This is a genomic window from Jannaschia donghaensis (genome assembly GCF_001403795.1).
GTDB lineage: Bacteria > Pseudomonadota > Alphaproteobacteria > Rhodobacterales > Rhodobacteraceae > Jannaschia > Jannaschia donghaensis.
On sequence record NZ_CXSU01000012.1, the window covers coordinates 1550085 to 1566489 of the forward strand.

The 16405-nt window shown below is 66.0% G+C and carries 14 protein-coding genes; 2 read left to right on the top strand and 12 right to left on the bottom strand.

Going from position 1 to position 16405, the window contains the following annotated elements:
* Nucleotides 1-93 precede the first annotated feature (93 nt).
* Nucleotides 94-1467, bottom strand: coding sequence for an FAD-binding oxidoreductase (locus JDO7802_RS16870; RefSeq protein ID WP_055087076.1), 1374 nt, complete (start codon nucleotides 1465-1467; stop codon nucleotides 94-96).
* A gap of 210 nt (nucleotides 1468-1677) precedes the next feature.
* Between JDO7802_RS16870 and JDO7802_RS16875 the strand changes: the two genes are divergently transcribed.
* Together JDO7802_RS16875 and JDO7802_RS16880 are read left to right on the top strand one after the other, a co-directional pair.
* Entirely contained in the window at nucleotides 1678-3240 is a 1563-nt protein-coding gene (locus JDO7802_RS16875) for a chloride channel protein (RefSeq protein WP_083481270.1), read from the top strand.
* The gene (locus JDO7802_RS16880; protein ID WP_222836417.1) at nucleotides 3237-3881 is read left to right on the top strand and encodes an NAD(P)H-binding protein; all 645 of its coding nucleotides are present in this window, start codon (nucleotides 3237-3239) and stop codon (nucleotides 3879-3881) included. The genes JDO7802_RS16875 and JDO7802_RS16880 overlap by 4 nt, the downstream gene beginning before the upstream one ends.
* A 19-nt stretch (nucleotides 3882-3900) precedes the next feature.
* Here JDO7802_RS16880 and JDO7802_RS16885 read toward each other — a convergent pair whose 3' ends face one another.
* From JDO7802_RS16885 to JDO7802_RS16935, 11 genes are read right to left on the bottom strand one after another with little or no spacing between them, the layout of a single operon-like run.
* Complete coding sequence (locus JDO7802_RS16885; protein ID WP_055087077.1) at nucleotides 3901-5118, bottom strand: acyl-CoA dehydrogenase; 1218 nt, start codon at nucleotides 5116-5118, stop codon at nucleotides 3901-3903.
* 10 nt (nucleotides 5119-5128) lie between these two features.
* Complete coding sequence (locus tag JDO7802_RS16890; protein WP_055087078.1) at nucleotides 5129-6622, bottom strand: class I adenylate-forming enzyme family protein; 1494 nt, start codon at nucleotides 6620-6622, stop codon at nucleotides 5129-5131.
* Nucleotides 6619-7629, bottom strand: coding sequence for an NAD(P)H-dependent flavin oxidoreductase (locus tag JDO7802_RS16895; protein WP_055087079.1), 1011 nt, complete (start codon nucleotides 7627-7629; stop codon nucleotides 6619-6621). The genes JDO7802_RS16890 and JDO7802_RS16895 overlap by 4 nt, the downstream gene beginning before the upstream one ends.
* Entirely contained in the window at nucleotides 7626-8093 is a 468-nt protein-coding gene (locus tag JDO7802_RS16900; RefSeq protein ID WP_245624220.1) for a PaaI family thioesterase, read from the bottom strand. Before JDO7802_RS16900 ends, JDO7802_RS16895 begins: the two co-directional genes overlap by 4 nt.
* Nucleotides 8090-9196 (bottom strand): acyl-CoA dehydrogenase family protein, encoded by a 1107-nt coding sequence (locus tag JDO7802_RS16905; RefSeq protein WP_055087080.1) that lies wholly within the window; start codon nucleotides 9194-9196, stop codon nucleotides 8090-8092. Before JDO7802_RS16905 ends, JDO7802_RS16900 begins: the two co-directional genes overlap by 4 nt.
* A 1-nt stretch (nucleotide 9197) precedes the next feature.
* Entirely contained in the window at nucleotides 9198-10391 is a 1194-nt protein-coding gene (locus tag JDO7802_RS16910) for an acyl-CoA dehydrogenase family protein (RefSeq protein WP_055087081.1), read from the bottom strand.
* A gap of 9 nt (nucleotides 10392-10400) precedes the next feature.
* The gene (locus JDO7802_RS16915; protein WP_055087082.1) at nucleotides 10401-11579 is read right to left on the bottom strand and encodes an acetyl-CoA C-acyltransferase; all 1179 of its coding nucleotides are present in this window, start codon (nucleotides 11577-11579) and stop codon (nucleotides 10401-10403) included.
* Nucleotides 11572-13659 carry a 3-hydroxyacyl-CoA dehydrogenase NAD-binding domain-containing protein gene (locus tag JDO7802_RS16920; protein WP_055087083.1) on the bottom strand — a complete coding sequence of 696 codons (2088 nt, stop codon included), beginning with the start codon at nucleotides 13657-13659 and terminating at the stop codon, nucleotides 11572-11574. Before JDO7802_RS16920 ends, JDO7802_RS16915 begins: the two co-directional genes overlap by 8 nt.
* A gap of 9 nt (nucleotides 13660-13668) precedes the next feature.
* A complete protein-coding gene (locus JDO7802_RS16925; protein WP_055087084.1) occupies nucleotides 13669-14487 on the bottom strand; it encodes an IclR family transcriptional regulator in 819 nt (272 codons plus the stop codon).
* Nucleotides 14487-15824, bottom strand: coding sequence for a TRAP transporter large permease (locus tag JDO7802_RS16930; protein WP_055087085.1), 1338 nt, complete (start codon nucleotides 15822-15824; stop codon nucleotides 14487-14489). The genes JDO7802_RS16925 and JDO7802_RS16930 overlap by 1 nt, the downstream gene beginning before the upstream one ends.
* Nucleotides 15824-16351: a TRAP transporter small permease gene (locus JDO7802_RS16935; RefSeq protein ID WP_055087086.1), complete on the bottom strand. Its 528-nt coding sequence runs from the start codon at nucleotides 16349-16351 to the stop codon at nucleotides 15824-15826. Before JDO7802_RS16935 ends, JDO7802_RS16930 begins: the two co-directional genes overlap by 1 nt.
* Nucleotides 16352-16405: the final 54 nt, after the last annotated feature.

The window sequence follows — 16405 nt, forward strand, 5'->3', positions numbered from 1 at the left end:
GGCAGGCGTGGGGATAATTGTCTCTGAACGACGAGATTACGGACTCTGTCGGTCGGGGTCAGATTCGCAACCGGTTGGTCACGACCACACCCCTCAGTTCTGCCGCACCAGCTTGCCGGGGTTCATCAGGCCATCGGGGTCCAGCGCGCGTTTGAGCGCGCCCATGACGTCCCAGGCCGCGCCGTGTTCCGCCTCCATCAGATGCAGCTTGCCGAAGCCCACGCCGTGTTCCCCCGTCGCCGTCCCGCCCAGATCCAGCGCGTGCGCGACCATCGCGTCCGACAGCCGTTTCGCCTCTGCGATCTCGTCCGGATCATCGCGGTCCACCAACAGGATCGCGTGATAGTTGCCGTCGCCGACATGCCCCAGGATCGGACCATCCAGACCCGAAGCATGGATATCCGCTGCGGCCCGCATGATCGCCTCGCCCAGCTTCGAGATTGGCACGCAGACGTCCGTCACCACCGCCGTCGCGCCGGGGCGGGTCGCCAGAATGGTGTGATACGCCCGGTGCCGCATCGACCAGAGTCGGCTGCGATCCTCGGCTTGCGTGGCCCAGGCGTAGGCTCCGCCGCCATGCTCCGCGGCGATGTCGCCGAACCGCGCGGCCTCTGCCGCGACCGCCTCCTCCGTGCCGTGAAATTCCAGCAGAAGATGCGGGCGTTCGGGCAGGGCCGCGCCGTCGGCGGCGTTCAGGATGCGCACGGTCGCCACGTCGACGTATTCGATCCGCGCGGGCGTCAGGCCCATCTGCATCGCCGTGATCACTGCGTCGATCGCGCCATCGGTGGTGTCGAACCCGCAGACGGCCGCCGACACGGCCTCGGGCTGACCCCACAAGCGCAGCGTCAGTTCCGTCATCAGACCCAGCGTCCCCTCCGACCCGACGAAAAGCCGGGTGAGGTCGTAACCGGCCGACGATTTGCGCGCCCGCGTTCCCGTGTGGATGATGCGACCGTCGGCCAGCACCACCTCTAGCGCGCGCACCTGATCGGCCATCGTGCCGTAGCGGACGGCGGTCGTCCCCGACGCCCGCGTCGCCGCCATGCCGCCGAGACTGGCATTCGCCCCCGGATCGACCGGAAAGAAGAGACCTGTCGCGCGCAATTCGGTATTCAGCGACTCGCGCGTTACACCGGGCTGGACGCGCACCAGCATGTCTTCGGGGACCACCTCCAGCACCTTGTCCATGCGCCTGAAATCGATGGTGACGCCCCCGCGCGGCGCGCTGCCATGCCCTTCCAGCGCGGTGCCCGTGCCCCAGCCGACAACCGGAACGCCGTGGCGCGCGCAGATGGCGACGATGCGCGACACCTCCTCGGTGGTGTCGGGATAGACGACGGCCTCCGGCGGCATCGGGGCGTGATAGGTCTCGGACCGACCATGCAAATCCAGATCGCTCTTTCCCGTGGATAGCCGTTCGCCTAGCATCGAGGCGAGTTCACTTAGCGCGTCTTGCGGGATCATCGGCCCTTCCCCTCCATCGGACGCCCCTTGGTGCGGTAGGGCCGCGGGAAGGACAAGTGCGATGAAAGGGTGGCGCCGTTGACCGACACGCCGGCCCCCCGTCGCCCGCGCGACCCGGCCGCATCCGGCCTGCCCGCCCCGTTGCGCCGCACCTGGGCCGTGATCCGCGACCGGGGCCCGTCCAAGATACAGTTCTGGTTCATCGCCCTGATGGTCGGCATCGCATCGGGATATGCCGCCGTCGGGTTCATGCGGGCGATCGAATTCCTGCAGACCTCGCTTTACGGCACGGACGATCCGCGCACCCTGCACAGCTTTGCCGCGACGCTGCCGTGGTACTGGATTCTGATGCTGCCCTGCATCGGCGGGTTGATCGTAGGATGGATCCTGACGCGGTTCACCCCCGACGGGCGGGTGCGTGGCCCGGCCGAAGTGATTCAGGCCTCGGCCATGAAGGAGGGCCGGGTCGAACGTCGCGCGGGCCTTGCCTCCATGGCGGCATCGCTGATCACATTGTCGTCGGGCGGCTCCACCGGGCGGGAAGGTCCGGTCGTCCACCTGGTCGGCATGATCGCGGGCTGGGTGTCCAACAAGATGAACGCCGACGGGGTGACGGGCCGCGACCTGTTGGGCTGCGCGGTTGCCGCCGGGGTCGCGGCCAGCTTCAACGCACCGCTGGCCGGCGCCTTGTTCGCGATGGAGGTGGTGCTGCGCCACTTCGCCGTCCACGCTTTCGCCCCCATCACCATCGCAGCTGTCTCGGGGTCGGTCATCAGCCGGACGCATTTCGGCGACGTTACCGAATTCATCCTGCCCGAAGCCAGCGCGCTGGCCTTCTATATCGAACTGCCGGCGTTCCTGCTGCTTGGGCTGACGTCGGGCCTGATCGCTTTCGTGTTGATGCGGTCGGTGTTCTTTGCCGAAGACGTCGCCAACGAATTGCAGGCGCGCCTGAGGATGCCCGCCATGCTGCGCCCCGCGCTGGCAGGTCTGATGCTGGGCGGATTCGCGATCTTCTTTCCGCATATCATCGGCGTCGGGTACGAGACGACCTCGGCCGCGCTGTCGGGCGATCTGTTGCTGCGCGAAGCGGTGATCTTCGCCGTCCTCAAGGTCGTCGCTGTGTCGATCACGATGGGCGGACGCATGGGCGGCGGCATCTTTTCCCCGGCGCTGATGATCGGCGCATTGGTGGGACTGGCCTTCGGGGCCATCGCGACGTCGTTCTTCCCCGACATCTCCGGCTCCGAGACGCTCTATGCGCTGGCCGGAATGGGGGCCGTGGCCGGGGCCGTGCTGGGGGCACCGATTTCCACGACGCTGATCGTTTTCGAACTGACGGGCGACTGGCAGACCGGTCTTGCGGTGATGATCGCCGTGTCGATCGCCTCGGCCCTGTCGGGGCGGTTGGTGGATCGGTCATTCTTCCTGACGCAACTGGAACGACGCGGCATCCATCTGGCCGCCGGTCCGCAGGCCTATCTTCTGGCGATGTTCAAGGTTTCGGCCGTGATGAAGTCACCCGACCATCCCAAGGCTCCCAAGGAAGACCGCATCCGACGCGCCATGAACGAAGGTCTGTTCGTGGCCCCCGGCGACACGTTGGAGGCGGCGATGCCCCTGTTCGAGCGGTCGAACTCCGACTTCCTGGCCGTCACACGCCTGACCGAGAAAGACGGCGCGCCCGACGTCCTGGGTGTCTTGCTACATGTCGATGCGCTGCGCGTGTACAACCGCGCGTTGGCCGCCACAGCGGCGGAGGAGCATTCGTGAACATCGTTATGATCGGGGCCACAGGTGCCGTCGGCGGGCATTGCGCCGGCGTTTTGGCGCGCGACGCGACGCTGACCACTTTGGGTCGCCGAACGGTCGATGGGCTTGCGGCCACGCAGCACACCATCGACCTGGCAGACCCCGCCAGCTATGCCGCGCACCTTGCGGGGCAAGACGCGGCAATCTGCTGTCTGGGCGTGGGGGAGCCGTCGAAGGTGTCGCGCGACACCCTTCGCCGGATCGACCACGACATTCCCTTGGCCTTCGCCATCGCCTGTCAGGCGGCCGGCGTACGGGGGTTTTCGATTTTATCGTCGGTCGGCGCGCATGCGGGATCACGCAATTTCATACTGCGCACCAAGGGTCAGCTGGAGGACGGTTTGCGCGATCTGGCGTTCGAGCGGATTTCGCTGTTTCATCCGTCGATGATCCTGACGCCGACGAACCGATATGGTTTCACGCAGGCGGTGACCCTTGCGGTCTGGCCGTGGCTCACCCCGATCCTGCGCGGCCCGCTGGAGAAGCTTCGGGGGATCCCCGTTGACCGTCTGGGCCGCGCGATCGCGCGCGACGCCCTGGAGGGCCCACCCGGAGAGCATGTCTATGAATGGGCCCGGATCGATCGCCTCGGCGCGGCCTGAACCGCGCCGGTCGCGTCGATCAGAAGAACGCCTGCAATCCGGTCTGCGCCCGACCCAGGATCAGCGCGTGAACGTCGTGCGTGCCCTCGTAGGTGTTCACCGTTTCCAGGTTCATCATGTGGCGGATGACCTGATATTCCTCGGAAATGCCGTTGCCACCGTGCATGTCGCGGGCCAGTCGGGCCACGTCCAGCGCCTTGCCGCAATTGTTGCGCTTGATCATGGAGATCATCTCGGGCGCGGCGTTACCCTCGTCCATCAAACGCCCGACCCGCAGAACGCCCTGTAGGCCCAGCGTGATTTCGGTCTGCATGTCGGCCAGTTTCTTCTGAAACAGCTGCGTCTGCGCCAGCGGTTTGCCGAACTGCTTGCGGTCCAACCCGTATTGCCGCGCCGCATGCCAGCAGAATTCGGCAGCCCCCATTACGCCCCAACCGATGCCGTAGCGCGCGCGGTTCAAACATCCGAACGGCCCCTTGAGCCCCTGGACATTCGGCAGCAGCGCATCCTCGCCCACCTCCACGTCCTCCATGACGATTTCGCCGGTGGTCGATGCGCGCAGCGACTGCTTGCCCTTGATCGTGGGCGCCGACAGACCCTTCATCCCCTTTTCCAGAACGAAGCCCCGGATCTTGCCGTCGTGGTCGTCAGACTTGGCCCAGATGACGAAGACATCCGCGAAGGGCGCGTTGGAGATCCACATCTTCGCGCCGGAAATCCGGTAGCCATTCGCCGTTTTCACCGCTCGCGTCTTCATGCCCGCGGGGTCGGATCCGGCATCGGGTTCGGTCAGCCCGAAACACCCAATCAGGTCGCCCGCCGCCAGGCCGGGAAGATATTTCTTGCGCTGTTCTTCCGATCCGTAGGCGTGGATCGGATACATCACGAGGCTGGATTGCACCGACATCATACTGCGATAGCCCGAGTCGATCCGCTCCACCTCCCGCGCGACAAGGCCGTAGGTGACGTAATTTCCACCCAGACCGCCATATTCTTCGGGGATGGTCACGCCCAGCAGGCCAGCGTCGCCCATCTTCTTGAAGAGACCGGGGTTCGATGTCTCCTCGGCATAGGCTTGGCGCACCACCGGGGCCAGTTCCGCATCGGCGAAGGCACGGGCCGCGTCGCGAAGCATCCGCTCCTCCTCGTTCAGCTGATCCTCCAACCGGAAGGCATCCGCCCAGTCGAAAGTTCCGAGGTCGGGCCCGAAACCGGGCAGTTGAATGTCCTTGGGCATGGTCGTCTCCTCAGGTCAGGCGGTCGGCAAACACCGACGCGAGCTTGTGTTTCAGTATCTTCCCCGACGGGGCCGCAGGCAAGGTGCGGGCGGCCACGATCCGCGAAGGGCGCTTGTATGCCGCAAGGCTGCGCGCGGCGAAGGCCCGCAAATCGTCAAGGTCCAGGGTGTCGGGGTCGGCGCATTGCACGAAGGCCAGCACCTCCTCGTCACCGGCAATCGCGCGTCCGATGACGGCGCATTGGATGACGTCCGGATGGTCGTTGAACGCGGCCTCTACCTCGGGCGGATAGACGTTGAAACCGCCGCGAATGATCAACTCCTTCGCGCGACCGACGATATGCAGGAACCCGTCCCCATCCAGCCGGCCCAGATCGCCCGTTCGAAGCCAACCGTCCGCCTGCAGGACCGATTTCGTCGCCTCCGCATTGCGATAATATCCATCCATCACGTGCGGTCCCCGGGTCAGCACCTCCCCGACGCCTGCGTCCGCGCTGTCACCGACGGACGTATCCAGCATGATTTCGACCCCCGGCAGCGGCGGGCCGCAGCTGACATCGGGCGTGCCGATCGGGTTCTTGGTGGCGCAGATGCCAGCCGTCGTTTCGGTCATGCCGTAGCCGTTCTGAAGCGCCAGTCCGTAAAACGCCTCCGCCTTGCGCTTCCACGCCATGTCGAGCGGGGCACCGCCCGAACTGACGTAATGCAGGGGCGTGTCGCTCAGGCCCGCCAACCCATTCTCGGCGACGTGGCTCATCAACAGGGCGTGCATCTGTGGCACGCCTGGAAATACAGTCGCGCCGCCTTTGAGCGCCGCGTACAGCCGATCGGGCCTGAACCGCGCCTCGAACCGAATGCAGGCTCCCTTGGTGCTGGCCGCCATCAGCATGGATGCCAGACCGAAGACATGCGTCATCGGCAGCGCGCCATAGATGATGTCATGCGCCTCGATATCGCGCAACTCGGCAGAGGTGCGGCCGGCGAAGATCAGATTGCCGTGCGTCAGCATCACACCCTTGGGCGCGCCGGTCGTGCCGGTCGTATAAAGGATGACTGCGGTGTCCGGCGTGGCCGCTTCGCCGACGTCACCGTCAGGGGCGCACAGCGCGATGGTGCCGCTTGCGGTGTCGTGCCGCGTGGCCGCCCACCGCTCTGCGTGACGACCGGCGTCGGGCGACACGCCGGTCGTGAAGATGATCAGGCGCGGCGTGGCATGCTCCACGATCCGCGCAATCTCCCCTTCGGTCATGCGTGCGTTGACGGGGACGGCGACACCGCCGGCCAGGCTGGCCGCGAAGATCAGGGCGGCGGTGGCATGGCAATTCTCGGCTACGATCAGCAGGCGATCGCCCGGCGCAAACCCTCTGGCCGTCAGCAGCCCGGCCAATTCAGCGATGGCAGCGGCGTGGTCCGCATAGGGGACGGCGCGACCGTCGACATCCAGCAGCGCGGTGGCGTCCGGTGTCGCGGCGGTGGCGCGGTGGATGAGGTCGTGGATCTTCATGCCGTCATCGCCTTTTTCGGTAGCGGCGGTCGCAAGCGGCCCAATGCGGTCATCGCCTCCGCCTCGATCCGCGCGACGATTTGGGCCATCGGGGCCACGGCGTCCGTCAGGCCCAGAACCTGCCCGGCCGAAAGCATTCCGCGCGACACGTCCCCGGTTGCATAGGCGCGTCGTCCGATCGCGCCGGAAACATGGGGCATCAGCGCTTCGATCCCGATCTCGGGATTCTCACGCTCCATCCGGGCGACCTGCGCCGACGTCTCGTTGGCCAGCGTGCGGATCGTGTTGCGCACGGAGGTCATCGACAATTGCGTGTCCCGCTCGGTCGCGGCGACCAGCGCGTCCTTGTAGGCGCGGTGCGCATTCAACTCCTCGGCGATCAGCAGCCGGGTGCCCATCACGACCCCCGATGCACCGCAGGCCAGCGCGCCGATCATCTGCGACCCCGTCCCGATCCCACCGCCGATCAGAAACGGGATCGTCAGGTCCCGCTCGGCCAACGCCTGATTGACGATCGTGCCGACCATGTCGAGGCCGGGATGACCACCGCATTCGGCACCCACGATGCTGACCGCGTCGACACCGATCGCCTGCGCCTTGCGCGCGAAGCGGACCGACGGGACCTTGTGCAGAATGTGGATGCCACCATCCCTCAGGATGGGCAGAAACGCCTCGGGGTTGCGGCCCGACGTCTCGACGAAGCGGACGCCTTCGCCCGCGATGATGCGAAACGTCTCGGCGATCGTCTCCCCTTCGACCAGCTTGGGCAGCATCGATACGTTGACGCCGAAGGGTCGTTCGCAGCAGGCCCCGCGGGCGCGTGCGATCTCGGCCTGCAGCGCCCCCGGCTCCTTGAAACTGGCGGCGGTGATGAACCCGATGATGCCGGCACGGGCGCAGGCCGCGACGTAGTCGGCATCCGACAACCACATCAACCCGCCCGCGACGATCGGCAGGCGCATGCCATAGACGCGGGTCAGCGCGGTGTCGAACACGGGGTCGGTCATCGGGCGGGGTCCAGTCTGTTCGACGGCACCTTGCGGAACACACCTGTGGCGGTGGCGATCACGGTGCCGTCCGCCGCCTCCAAGATGCCGTCGATGAACACGGTCGACCGCCCGCCGCCCGTCCTGCGCCCCGTGCCGACAAGGATCTGACCATCGCGCGCGGGGGCAAGGAAATTCACCGTCATGGAAATGGTGAGAAACGGGGCCGTTCCCGTGTCATCGACCGTCAGGCTGGCCGTGGCCCCCATCGCATTGTCCAGGATCGACGTGGTGATCCCGCCATGCAGAACGCCGTGACGGTTGGTGTGATCGGACGTGATCGCCATGTGACAGCGTGCTGAGCTGCCCTGCCCCCCGCGCACATCCAGCACGTAACCCAGCAGACGCTGGGTTCCCGTCTCCCCCCGGATGATCCCGGGCCCCGCCCCGGGTAAACCGATGCCATCCGACGGCAGGTCGGTCACGCGGCGCGCAGCGCGATGAAACGCTCCAAATGGTACAGGGCATCGCCGAAGCGGTGGTCCACCATCGTCAGGCGTTTCGCCAGATGGCCCAAATCGTATTCCTCGGTCACGCCAATGCCGCCGTGCATCTGGATCGATTCCTCCACCACCAGTTTCGCGACTTCCCCGATCAGGTTCTTCGTGGCGTGCAGGTGCAGGTCGCGGTCGTCGCCGTCGAGGTTGCCGGCCAGGTTGATGACCGCTGACCGCGCCTGCTCGATCTCGATCAGGACGTCGGCCATGCGATGCTGCAGGACCTGAAACTTGCCGATCGGCTGACCGAACTGCTTGCGGGTCTTCAGGTAATCGACGGTCAGCGCGCGGATCGCTTCCATCAGGCCCAAAGCTTCGGCACAGACGGCAAGGGTCGCGCGGGCCTGAACCTCCACCAGCATCGCAAGGCCGTCACCGGCGCCGCCCAGCAGGGCATCGGCAGGCAGTTTCACATCATCCAGCACGATCTCCGAGGCCATGCCGCCCCCGACCAGCGGATAGGGCGCAAGTGTCAGGTGCGACGCGTCCACCAGGAACAGGGCGATCCCGTCCGCGTCTCCGGTGCTGCCGGACGTGCGGGCCGAAACGACGATCATGTCGGCCGCCGGGGCATTCACCACGACGGCCTTGCGCCCGGCCAGAACCCAACCCTCCCCATCCTGGGTGGCTGTGGTCGTCACGCGCGACAGGTCGTAGCGCCCGCCCGGCTCAGTGTGGGCCAGCGCCAGCTGCATCTCTCCCGCGATCACCGTCTCCAACAGATCGTCGCGGCCCGCTTTCGCCAGAAGGCCACCCCCCAGAAGGCCGGTGTCGATCAGCGGGTCGACGGCCCCCGCGCGGCCCATTTCCTCGAACACCAGCGCGATATCGAAGCCGGTGCCGCCGAAGCCGCCCTGTGCCTCGGTAAAAAGCGCCCCGATCACGCCCATTTCGGCCAGACCGGACCAGATGTCAGCCGAGAAACCATCGGCCACCGCCGCCCTGCGCGCGTCCGGCGTGTAGGCGTCGGTCAGATAGCGGCGCAGCCCGTCTTGCAGCATCCGGCCTTCGTCGGAGAGGTCGAAGTTCATGTCACAGCTCCAGCATGGTCTTGGCGATGATCGTGCGCTGCACCTCGTTCGATCCGCCGTAGATCGAGAGTTTGCGATTGTTCAGATACGCGCCCGTGGCCTTCGCCGCGTGGTCGGGGCCGACTGGTGCCTCGTTCGCGCCGTCGACCGCTTCGGATTGGAACGGCATGGCATAGGGGCCGACGGCGGTCTTGGTCAGGGCGTTGATCTCCTGCCGGATGATGGTGCCTTTTACCTTGAGCATCGACGATTCCGCGCCCGGCGCCTGTCTGGCGGCAGCGGCGGACACCACGCGCAGATTGGTCGTCTCCATCGCCATCAGGTCGATTTCCAGCCGTGCGAGCCGTGCGGCGAAGTGAGGATTTTCGATCAGCTTGCGATCGCCGTCATCTTCCAGCCGCGCGATGCGCTTGAGACTATCGAGGCCGGCATTGGCAAAGCCCACGCCTGCGATGTTGGTCCGCTCGTGCGTCAGCAGGTACTTGGCATAGGTCCAGCCCTTATTCTCCTCGCCGACCAGGTTTTCGACGGGCACGCGCACGTCCGAGAACCAGACCTCGTTCACCTCCGCGCCACCGTCGATAAGAACGATGGGACGCACTTCAACGCCCGGCGTGTCCATGTCGATCAGAAGGAAGCTGATGCCCGCCTGCGGTTTCCCCTCCTTGCTGGTGCGCACCAGGCAGAAGATCATGTTCGCGTGCTGACCCAGCGTGGTCCACGTCTTCTGCCCGTTGACGATATAGTGGTCGCCGTCGCGCACGGCTTCGCACCGCAGCGACGCGAGGTCGGACCCGGCACCGGGTTCGGAATACCCCTGGCACCACCAATCGTCGCCGTTCAGGATGCGTGGCAGATAGCGATCCTGCTGTTCCTTTGATCCGAACTTCTGCAAGACCGGGCCCAACATCGCGATGCCGAAGGGTACGATGCGCGGCGCGCCGGCGCGCGTCATCTCATCCTCCAGAATGTGCCGCTGGATGGCGTCGAACGCCGCCCCGCCGTGTTCCTTGGGCCAGTTGGCCGCAAGCCAACCCTTCTTGTGCAAAATGGCGTGCCATTCTTCGTGATCGGCTTTGGTCAGGCCGCGCATGCCACGGCCCTTGTCGGTCAGACGTTCGGGCAGATTGTCGGCCAGAAACGCCCGGACCTCATCGCGGAAAGCCTTCTGCGCGTCGCTGTATTCGAGGTTCATGACACTCTCCTATCGGTAGATTTCAAAGAGGCCAGCGGCCCCCTGGCCGCCGCCGATACACATGGTCACGACGCCGAAGCGTGCGCCCCGCCGCTTGCCTTCGATCATCAGGTGCCCGGTCATCCGCGCGCCCGTCATGCCGAACGGATGCCCCACCGAAATGGAGCCCCCGTCGACATTGCAGATACCGGGATCGATGCCGAGCGTATCGCGACAATAGAGCGCCTGCGACGCAAAGGCTTCGTTCAGTTCCCACAGGTCGATATCCGCGACCTTCAATCCGTGCCGTTCCAGCAGTCGGGGCACGGCAAAGACCGGTCCGATCCCCATCTCGTCGGGCGCGCATCCGGCGACGGCGAAGCCGCGGAAGGCCCCCAGCGGCGTCAGGTTCTGGCGCGCGGCCTCCTCAGCCTCCATCATCACCAGGGCCGCCGCCCCGTCGGACAGCTGCGATGCGTTGCCGGCGGTGATGAACTGATCCGGGCCGCGCACGGGTTGCAGGCTTTCAAGCCCCGCAAAGTCAGTGGAGGGGCGGTTGCATTCGTCACGCTCCAGCGTGACATGTTGTTGCGAGACGTCCCCGGTTTCGCGGTCCTTCACGTCCTTGGTCACCGTGATCGGCACGATTTCGGCGTCGAAGCGGCCCGCCTCCTGCGCCGCCGCCGTCCGCCGCTGACTTTCCAGCGCAAGCTCGTCCTGTGCCGCGCGCGTCACGTCATAGCGTTTCGCCACGATATCTGCCGTCTCGATCATCGGCAGATAAAGGTCGGGGCGGTGCTCTTGCAGCCAGGCCTCGGGCGACGGGCGGGCGGGCGGCTGGACCATCGAAATACTCTCCACCCCACCGACGAGAACGGCTTTCGCCCCCTCGGCGGAGATCATGTGGCCGCCCATGGCGACGGCCTGCAACCCGCTGGCGCAGAACCGGTTGACGGTCGCCCCCGCAATGCTGTCAGGCAGGCCCGCGCGCAGGACGATCTGGCGCGCGATGTTGCCGCCCGTGACGTATTCCGGATAGCCGCAGCCCCAGATGCTGTCTTCGATCAGCGCGGGGTCGATGCCCGCACGCTCCACCGCCGCCGCGGCGACATGACCGCCCATGACGGCCCCGTGGGTTCGGTTGAACGCACCGCGCCCGGCCTTGCCGATGGCCGTCCGGGCAAGCGAGACGATGACGGGTTCACGCATGGTCTTCCCTCCGGGTCTTGTTCAGGTCGGCGAAGGAGCGCCCCTCCTCCACCAAACGGGTCAGCAGCGGTGCCGGTTGCCAGAAATGATCGTCGGTGCGGGCGAATTCCGCGATGTCCGCCAGAATACGGTCGAGGCCATAGGCATCCGCCCAATGCATTGGGCCGCCGCGATAGCGGGGAAAGCCGTAGCCCTGCAAGAAGACGACATCGACATCGAGCGGTCGGAGCGCAATCCCCTCGTCCACGACGCGTGCGGCCTCGTTGACCATGGCGGCCATGTAGCGGCGGACGATTTCTTCATCGGTGAAGTCGCGCGTGGTTCCGCTGCGCGCACTGGCCACAATGGCGTCGACCGCCGGATCGGGCATGCCCTGACGGCTTTCGCTATAATCGTAGTAACCCGACCCCGTCTTCTGACCCAACCGGCCCGCATGATACAGCGCGTCGGCAAAGGTCGGGCGGCGGTCACGGGGATGGGCGGTGGCGGCCTTGCGTTCGCGGGTGGCGAACCCGATGTCGAGGCCCGCAAGATCGCTGACCTGATAGGGACCCATCGCGAACCCGAAGTCGCGCAGCGCGCGGTCCACGTCGTAAGGGCTGGCCCCGTCCAGAACCATGTGATCGGCGGCCGCGCGGTACTGCGACAGGATGCGGTTGCCGATGAACCCGTCACACACACCGGCGCGCACCGGTGTCTTGCCCAGCCGCTTCGCCAGCGCAAAGGCCGTGGCGGTGACGTCGGGCGCGGTGGCGTCGGCGACGACCACCTCCAGTAGTTTCATGATGTGGGCCGGCGAAAAGAAGTGCAGTCCGATCACATCGGACGGGCGTGCCGTCGCCTGAGCGATCTTGTTCACGTCCAGGTACGACGTGTTCGTCGCCAGTACGGCACCCGGTTTGGCCACGGCGTCCAGACGGGCGAAGACCTCCCGCTTGACGTCCATACTCTCGAACACCGCTTCGACGACGATATCGGCATCCGACAGCGCGTCGATGTCCGTCACCGTGGCAAGGCTTTCAAGGGCCGTGTCCCGTCGCGCCCCGTCCAGCTTGCCCCGTTTCACCGCCCCGTCGAGATTGCGGGTGATCGTCGCGCGCGCCGCGTCGGCAGAGGTCGCGTCGCGTTCGATCAGTGTCACGATCAACCCCGCCAGAAGCGCGGAAGTCGCGATCCCGGCCCCCATCGTGCCCCCCCCGATGACCCCGATCCGAGAAATATGCCGCGGTTCGACGCCTGCGATTTCGGGCAGCTTGGCGACGGCCCGTTCGGCGAAGAAGGCGTGGATCAATCCGGCGCGCTGCGGGGTCTGCATCAGGGTCTGAAACAGGCGTCGTTCCTCGGCGATGCCGTCGTCGAACGACATCGTCATGCCGGCGGCAATCGCGTCCAGGGCGGTCACCTGTGCGATCTGGCCGGGGTATTTCGCTTCGGCCTTGGCGCGGTGGGTCGCGATATCGCCCTTGGGCGCGGGCATGTCGCGGGTCGGTCGGGGGGCCGCCCCGTCGGACAGAAGCGTGCGGGCGTAGTCCACCGCTTCGGCCTCCGGGTCTGTCCCCTGCCCCAGCCTGTCGATCAGGCCGGCGGATAGGGCATCGGCGGCCGAGATGGGTTTGGCCCCCACGATCATATCCGCCGCAATGTCGAGACCGACGAGCCGGGGCGTGCGCTGCGTGCCACCCGCACCGGGCAGGATGCCGAGCGTCGTTTCCGGCAGGCCAAGTTTGGTGCCGGGCATGGCGATGCGGTAATGACAGCCCAGCGCCACCTCTAGCCCGCCACCCAAAGCCGCCCCGTGGATCGCGGCGATGATGGGTTTGGCGCATGTCTCGATCGCATCGATCACCGCTGGAAGCGACGGATCGGCCAATGGCTTGCCGAATTCGGAAATATCCGCGCCCCCCAGGAACAGCCGCCCCGCGCCGCACAGGACGGCGATCCGCGCAGTTTCGTCACCCGCAAAATCCGCGACGGCGCGGGCAAGTCCCTGCCGCACGGCATGGCCCAGCGCATTGACCGGCGGATTGTCGATCGTGATGACGGCGATGCCGTCCGAGACGCGGGTGGTGACGGGGTTCATCGATATCTCCTAAAGGTCGCCGCGGGCGGAACCGGGCGCATGGCCCAGAATACGCTCCAACTCGGACACGGTGGCGCGCAGTTTCGGACCGACGTCAGCCTCCATCCGCTCTACGCTCAGCATTTCGGGCATGGCACCGCAGGTGAAGATCACCGGCTCCGACAGGTCGCGGGGGTGGAACGGGGTCGCGACCGCGTGGATCTGCGATGCGAAATATTGCGCCGGGTCGGCAATCGCGAAACCCCGCGTCAGAAGCTGCCCGCCCATGTCGCGCCGGATTTCTTCGGCGCGTGCATGGGTCAGATCGCGATCGCCGTCCGCCTCGGTCACGATCCGCTCGAACGCCTCCGACGACAGGGCGGCCAGCAGGGTCTGGCCCGATGATGAACCGTTGAACGGCAGGCGGTGACCGACCTCCAACCAGAGGGAGGCGACGGCGCGGGGCCGCCAGGTTTTCACGATGAGCATCTTGGCCCCATCGCGCACCAGCAGCAGCGAGAGCGTCCCCGTCTCGTCCGCAAGCCGCTGCATCAACGGCGCGGCCATGTCGACGAAACTGATCGAGGCAGAGGCCGTGTTGCCCAGCACCAGAAGGGCCGGACCGGGGCGATAGCGGTCGTGGTGACGCGCATGGGTCAGATAGCCAAGCGTCTGCAACGTGAAGGTCAGGCGCGACACGGTGGATTTCGGCAGGCCGGTGCGTTCGGCGATTTCAGCGTTGCTTAGACCGTCGTCGGAGGGGCGAAACGCGCGCAACACGCTAAGGCCGCGCGCCAGCGTCGTGGCGAAGCGCCGGTCCGTCGTGTCGATCTGGGTGCTCTGGTTCATCACATACTCCCCGGTATCAGAAGCGAGATGATGGGGAAGGACATGATGAGGATGAGGACCAGCACGTCGATCGTCAGGAACCGCAGGATGCCCGCGAAGATGCGATCGATCGGCACCTCCCGCCCCACGACGCCGGAAATGACGAAGACGTTGAGGCCGACAGGCGGCGTGATCAGCCCAATCTCGAGCAGCTTGATGACGACGACGCCGAACCAGATCAGATCGAAGCCGTAGCCTTCGACCAGCGGGATCATCAGCGGCAGGGTCAGGACCATGATGCCGATGGGATCGAGGAACATCCCGAGCAGCAGATAGATCGCGGCGATCGCGATCAGCAGGACGACGGGCGACAGCTGCGCGTCCGTCACCGCATTCACGATGGCCGGGGCCACGCCGGTCAGGGCGATGAAAGCCACGAAGATCTTGGCGGCGGCGGCGATGAGGAAGATGCTTGCCGTCTGGATGCAGGTTTCGCGCAACGACTCCCACAGGGCCTTGAGCGTCAGCTTGCGCTGCAAAAAGCCGATGACGACGGCGGCGGATACGCAGATTGCGGCGGCTTCGGTCGCTGTGAAGATACCGCCATAGATCCCCCCCACGATAATCGCGAAAAGCGCGACGGCGGGCCAGGCGTCGATCGCCGCCTGCACCTTGTCGCGCCCCGTGATCGTGCCGGTGAAGGCCGGCGCTGCCGACGGATCGCGCCAGACCCACAGGTAGATGACGAGGATGAACCCCAGCAAGGAGATGAGACCCGGCAGGATGCCAGCCAGAAACAGCGCGGAAATGCTGGTTTCCGTAAAGATGCCGTAGATGATGAACAGGACCGACGGCGGGATCAGCGACCCCAGTGTGCCGCCCGCCGCGACGGATGCCGTGGCCAGCCGCTTGTCGTAGCCCATGCGCAACATCTCGGGCGAGCAGATGCGGCCCATGGTCGAGGCGCAGGCGATGGACGACCCGGTGATGGCCGAAAAACCGCCGCAGCCCACCACGCTGGCCATGGCGACGCCGCCGGGCACACGCGCCAGCCAGACGCGCGCGGCGTGATAGATCTTGGTGGTGATGTCCGCGCGGTAGGCGATATGGCCCAAGGCCACGAACAGCGGAATCATCGACAGGTCGTAGGAATGGATCAGGTCGAAGGAATTCGAGAACACCATCGACGTCGTCGGACGGATCGCGCGCAATGGCGTGAAGTCCCCAGTGCGAAAGGCAAACATCACGAAGCTGCCCACGGCCGCGACCAGGGCCAGCGCGAAGGCGATGGGCACGCGGATCGCCAGCAAGCCGATAACGCTGCCGAAGGCGACCAGACCGACGAGGGTGCCGTCCATCAATCCCGCTCCGCCATCAGGTCGACGGTCTTACCACCGTCGGCATCGATGTGGCCACCCGCGCGGATCGTGCGGATGTCATCCACGGCCATCAATAACAGGCGCAGCCAGCAGAACGACAGACCCACGAGGAAGATGATCCGGCCCGGCCATTTGGGCAGGCTGAGTTCCCCGAAGTAGAAGGATCCCGATGCGATATTCTTGGCCGCTTCGTTCCACCCGGCATAGAGCAGCGGCATCAGCGCAAGAACGCCGACCAGACTGCCCAAGACGATCAAGCGGTCCTGCGCGCCCGGCGACAGCATGTTGGAAAGGAATTCCACCACGATATGCGCTCGCGCTGTGGTGGCGGCCGCCAAGGGCAGCACGATCGCCGCGACCATCAATTCGGCCACCATCACGATGGTGTCGGGAATGCCGCCGTTCACCGTTGCCCGCAGCACGACGCTGACGGTGATGAGCAGGCACAGACCGGCAACGGCAAAGGCCGCGAGGTCCAGCAGCAGGCGTTCGATGCGGTGGAGCATTGGATATCCTAGCAAGGTCGGCACGCCGCACGGGGGCGGCGTGCCGTCGGCCAA

Excerpts from the sequence above, each read along its gene's own strand:
- JDO7802_RS16910 (WP_055087081.1), bottom strand. The coding sequence starts at position 10,391 with ATGAACCTCGAATACAGCGACGCGCAGAAGGCTTTCCGCGATGAGGTC.
- JDO7802_RS16915 (WP_055087082.1), bottom strand. The coding sequence starts at position 11,579 with ATGCGTGAACCCGTCATCGTCTCGCTTGCCCGGACGGCCATCGGCAAG.
- JDO7802_RS16935 (WP_055087086.1), bottom strand. The coding sequence starts at position 16,351 with ATGCTCCACCGCATCGAACGCCTGCTGCTGGACCTCGCGGCCTTTGCC.
- JDO7802_RS16870 (WP_055087076.1), bottom strand. The coding sequence starts at position 1,467 with ATGATCCCGCAAGACGCGCTAAGTGAACTCGCCTCGATGCTAGGCGAA.
- JDO7802_RS16895 (WP_055087079.1), bottom strand. The coding sequence starts at position 7,629 with ATGACCGACCCCGTGTTCGACACCGCGCTGACCCGCGTCTATGGCATG.
- JDO7802_RS16875 (WP_083481270.1), top strand. The coding sequence starts at position 1,678 with ATGGTCGGCATCGCATCGGGATATGCCGCCGTCGGGTTCATGCGGGCG.
- JDO7802_RS16920 (WP_055087083.1), bottom strand. The coding sequence starts at position 13,659 with ATGAACCCCGTCACCACCCGCGTCTCGGACGGCATCGCCGTCATCACG.
- JDO7802_RS16885 (WP_055087077.1), bottom strand. The coding sequence starts at position 5,118 with ATGCCCAAGGACATTCAACTGCCCGGTTTCGGGCCCGACCTCGGAACT.
- JDO7802_RS16890 (WP_055087078.1), bottom strand. The coding sequence starts at position 6,622 with ATGAAGATCCACGACCTCATCCACCGCGCCACCGCCGCGACACCGGAC.
- JDO7802_RS16905 (WP_055087080.1), bottom strand. The coding sequence starts at position 9,196 with ATGAACTTCGACCTCTCCGACGAAGGCCGGATGCTGCAAGACGGGCTG.
- JDO7802_RS16930 (WP_055087085.1), bottom strand. The coding sequence starts at position 15,824 with ATGGACGGCACCCTCGTCGGTCTGGTCGCCTTCGGCAGCGTTATCGGC.
- JDO7802_RS16925 (WP_055087084.1), bottom strand. The coding sequence starts at position 14,487 with ATGAACCAGAGCACCCAGATCGACACGACGGACCGGCGCTTCGCCACG.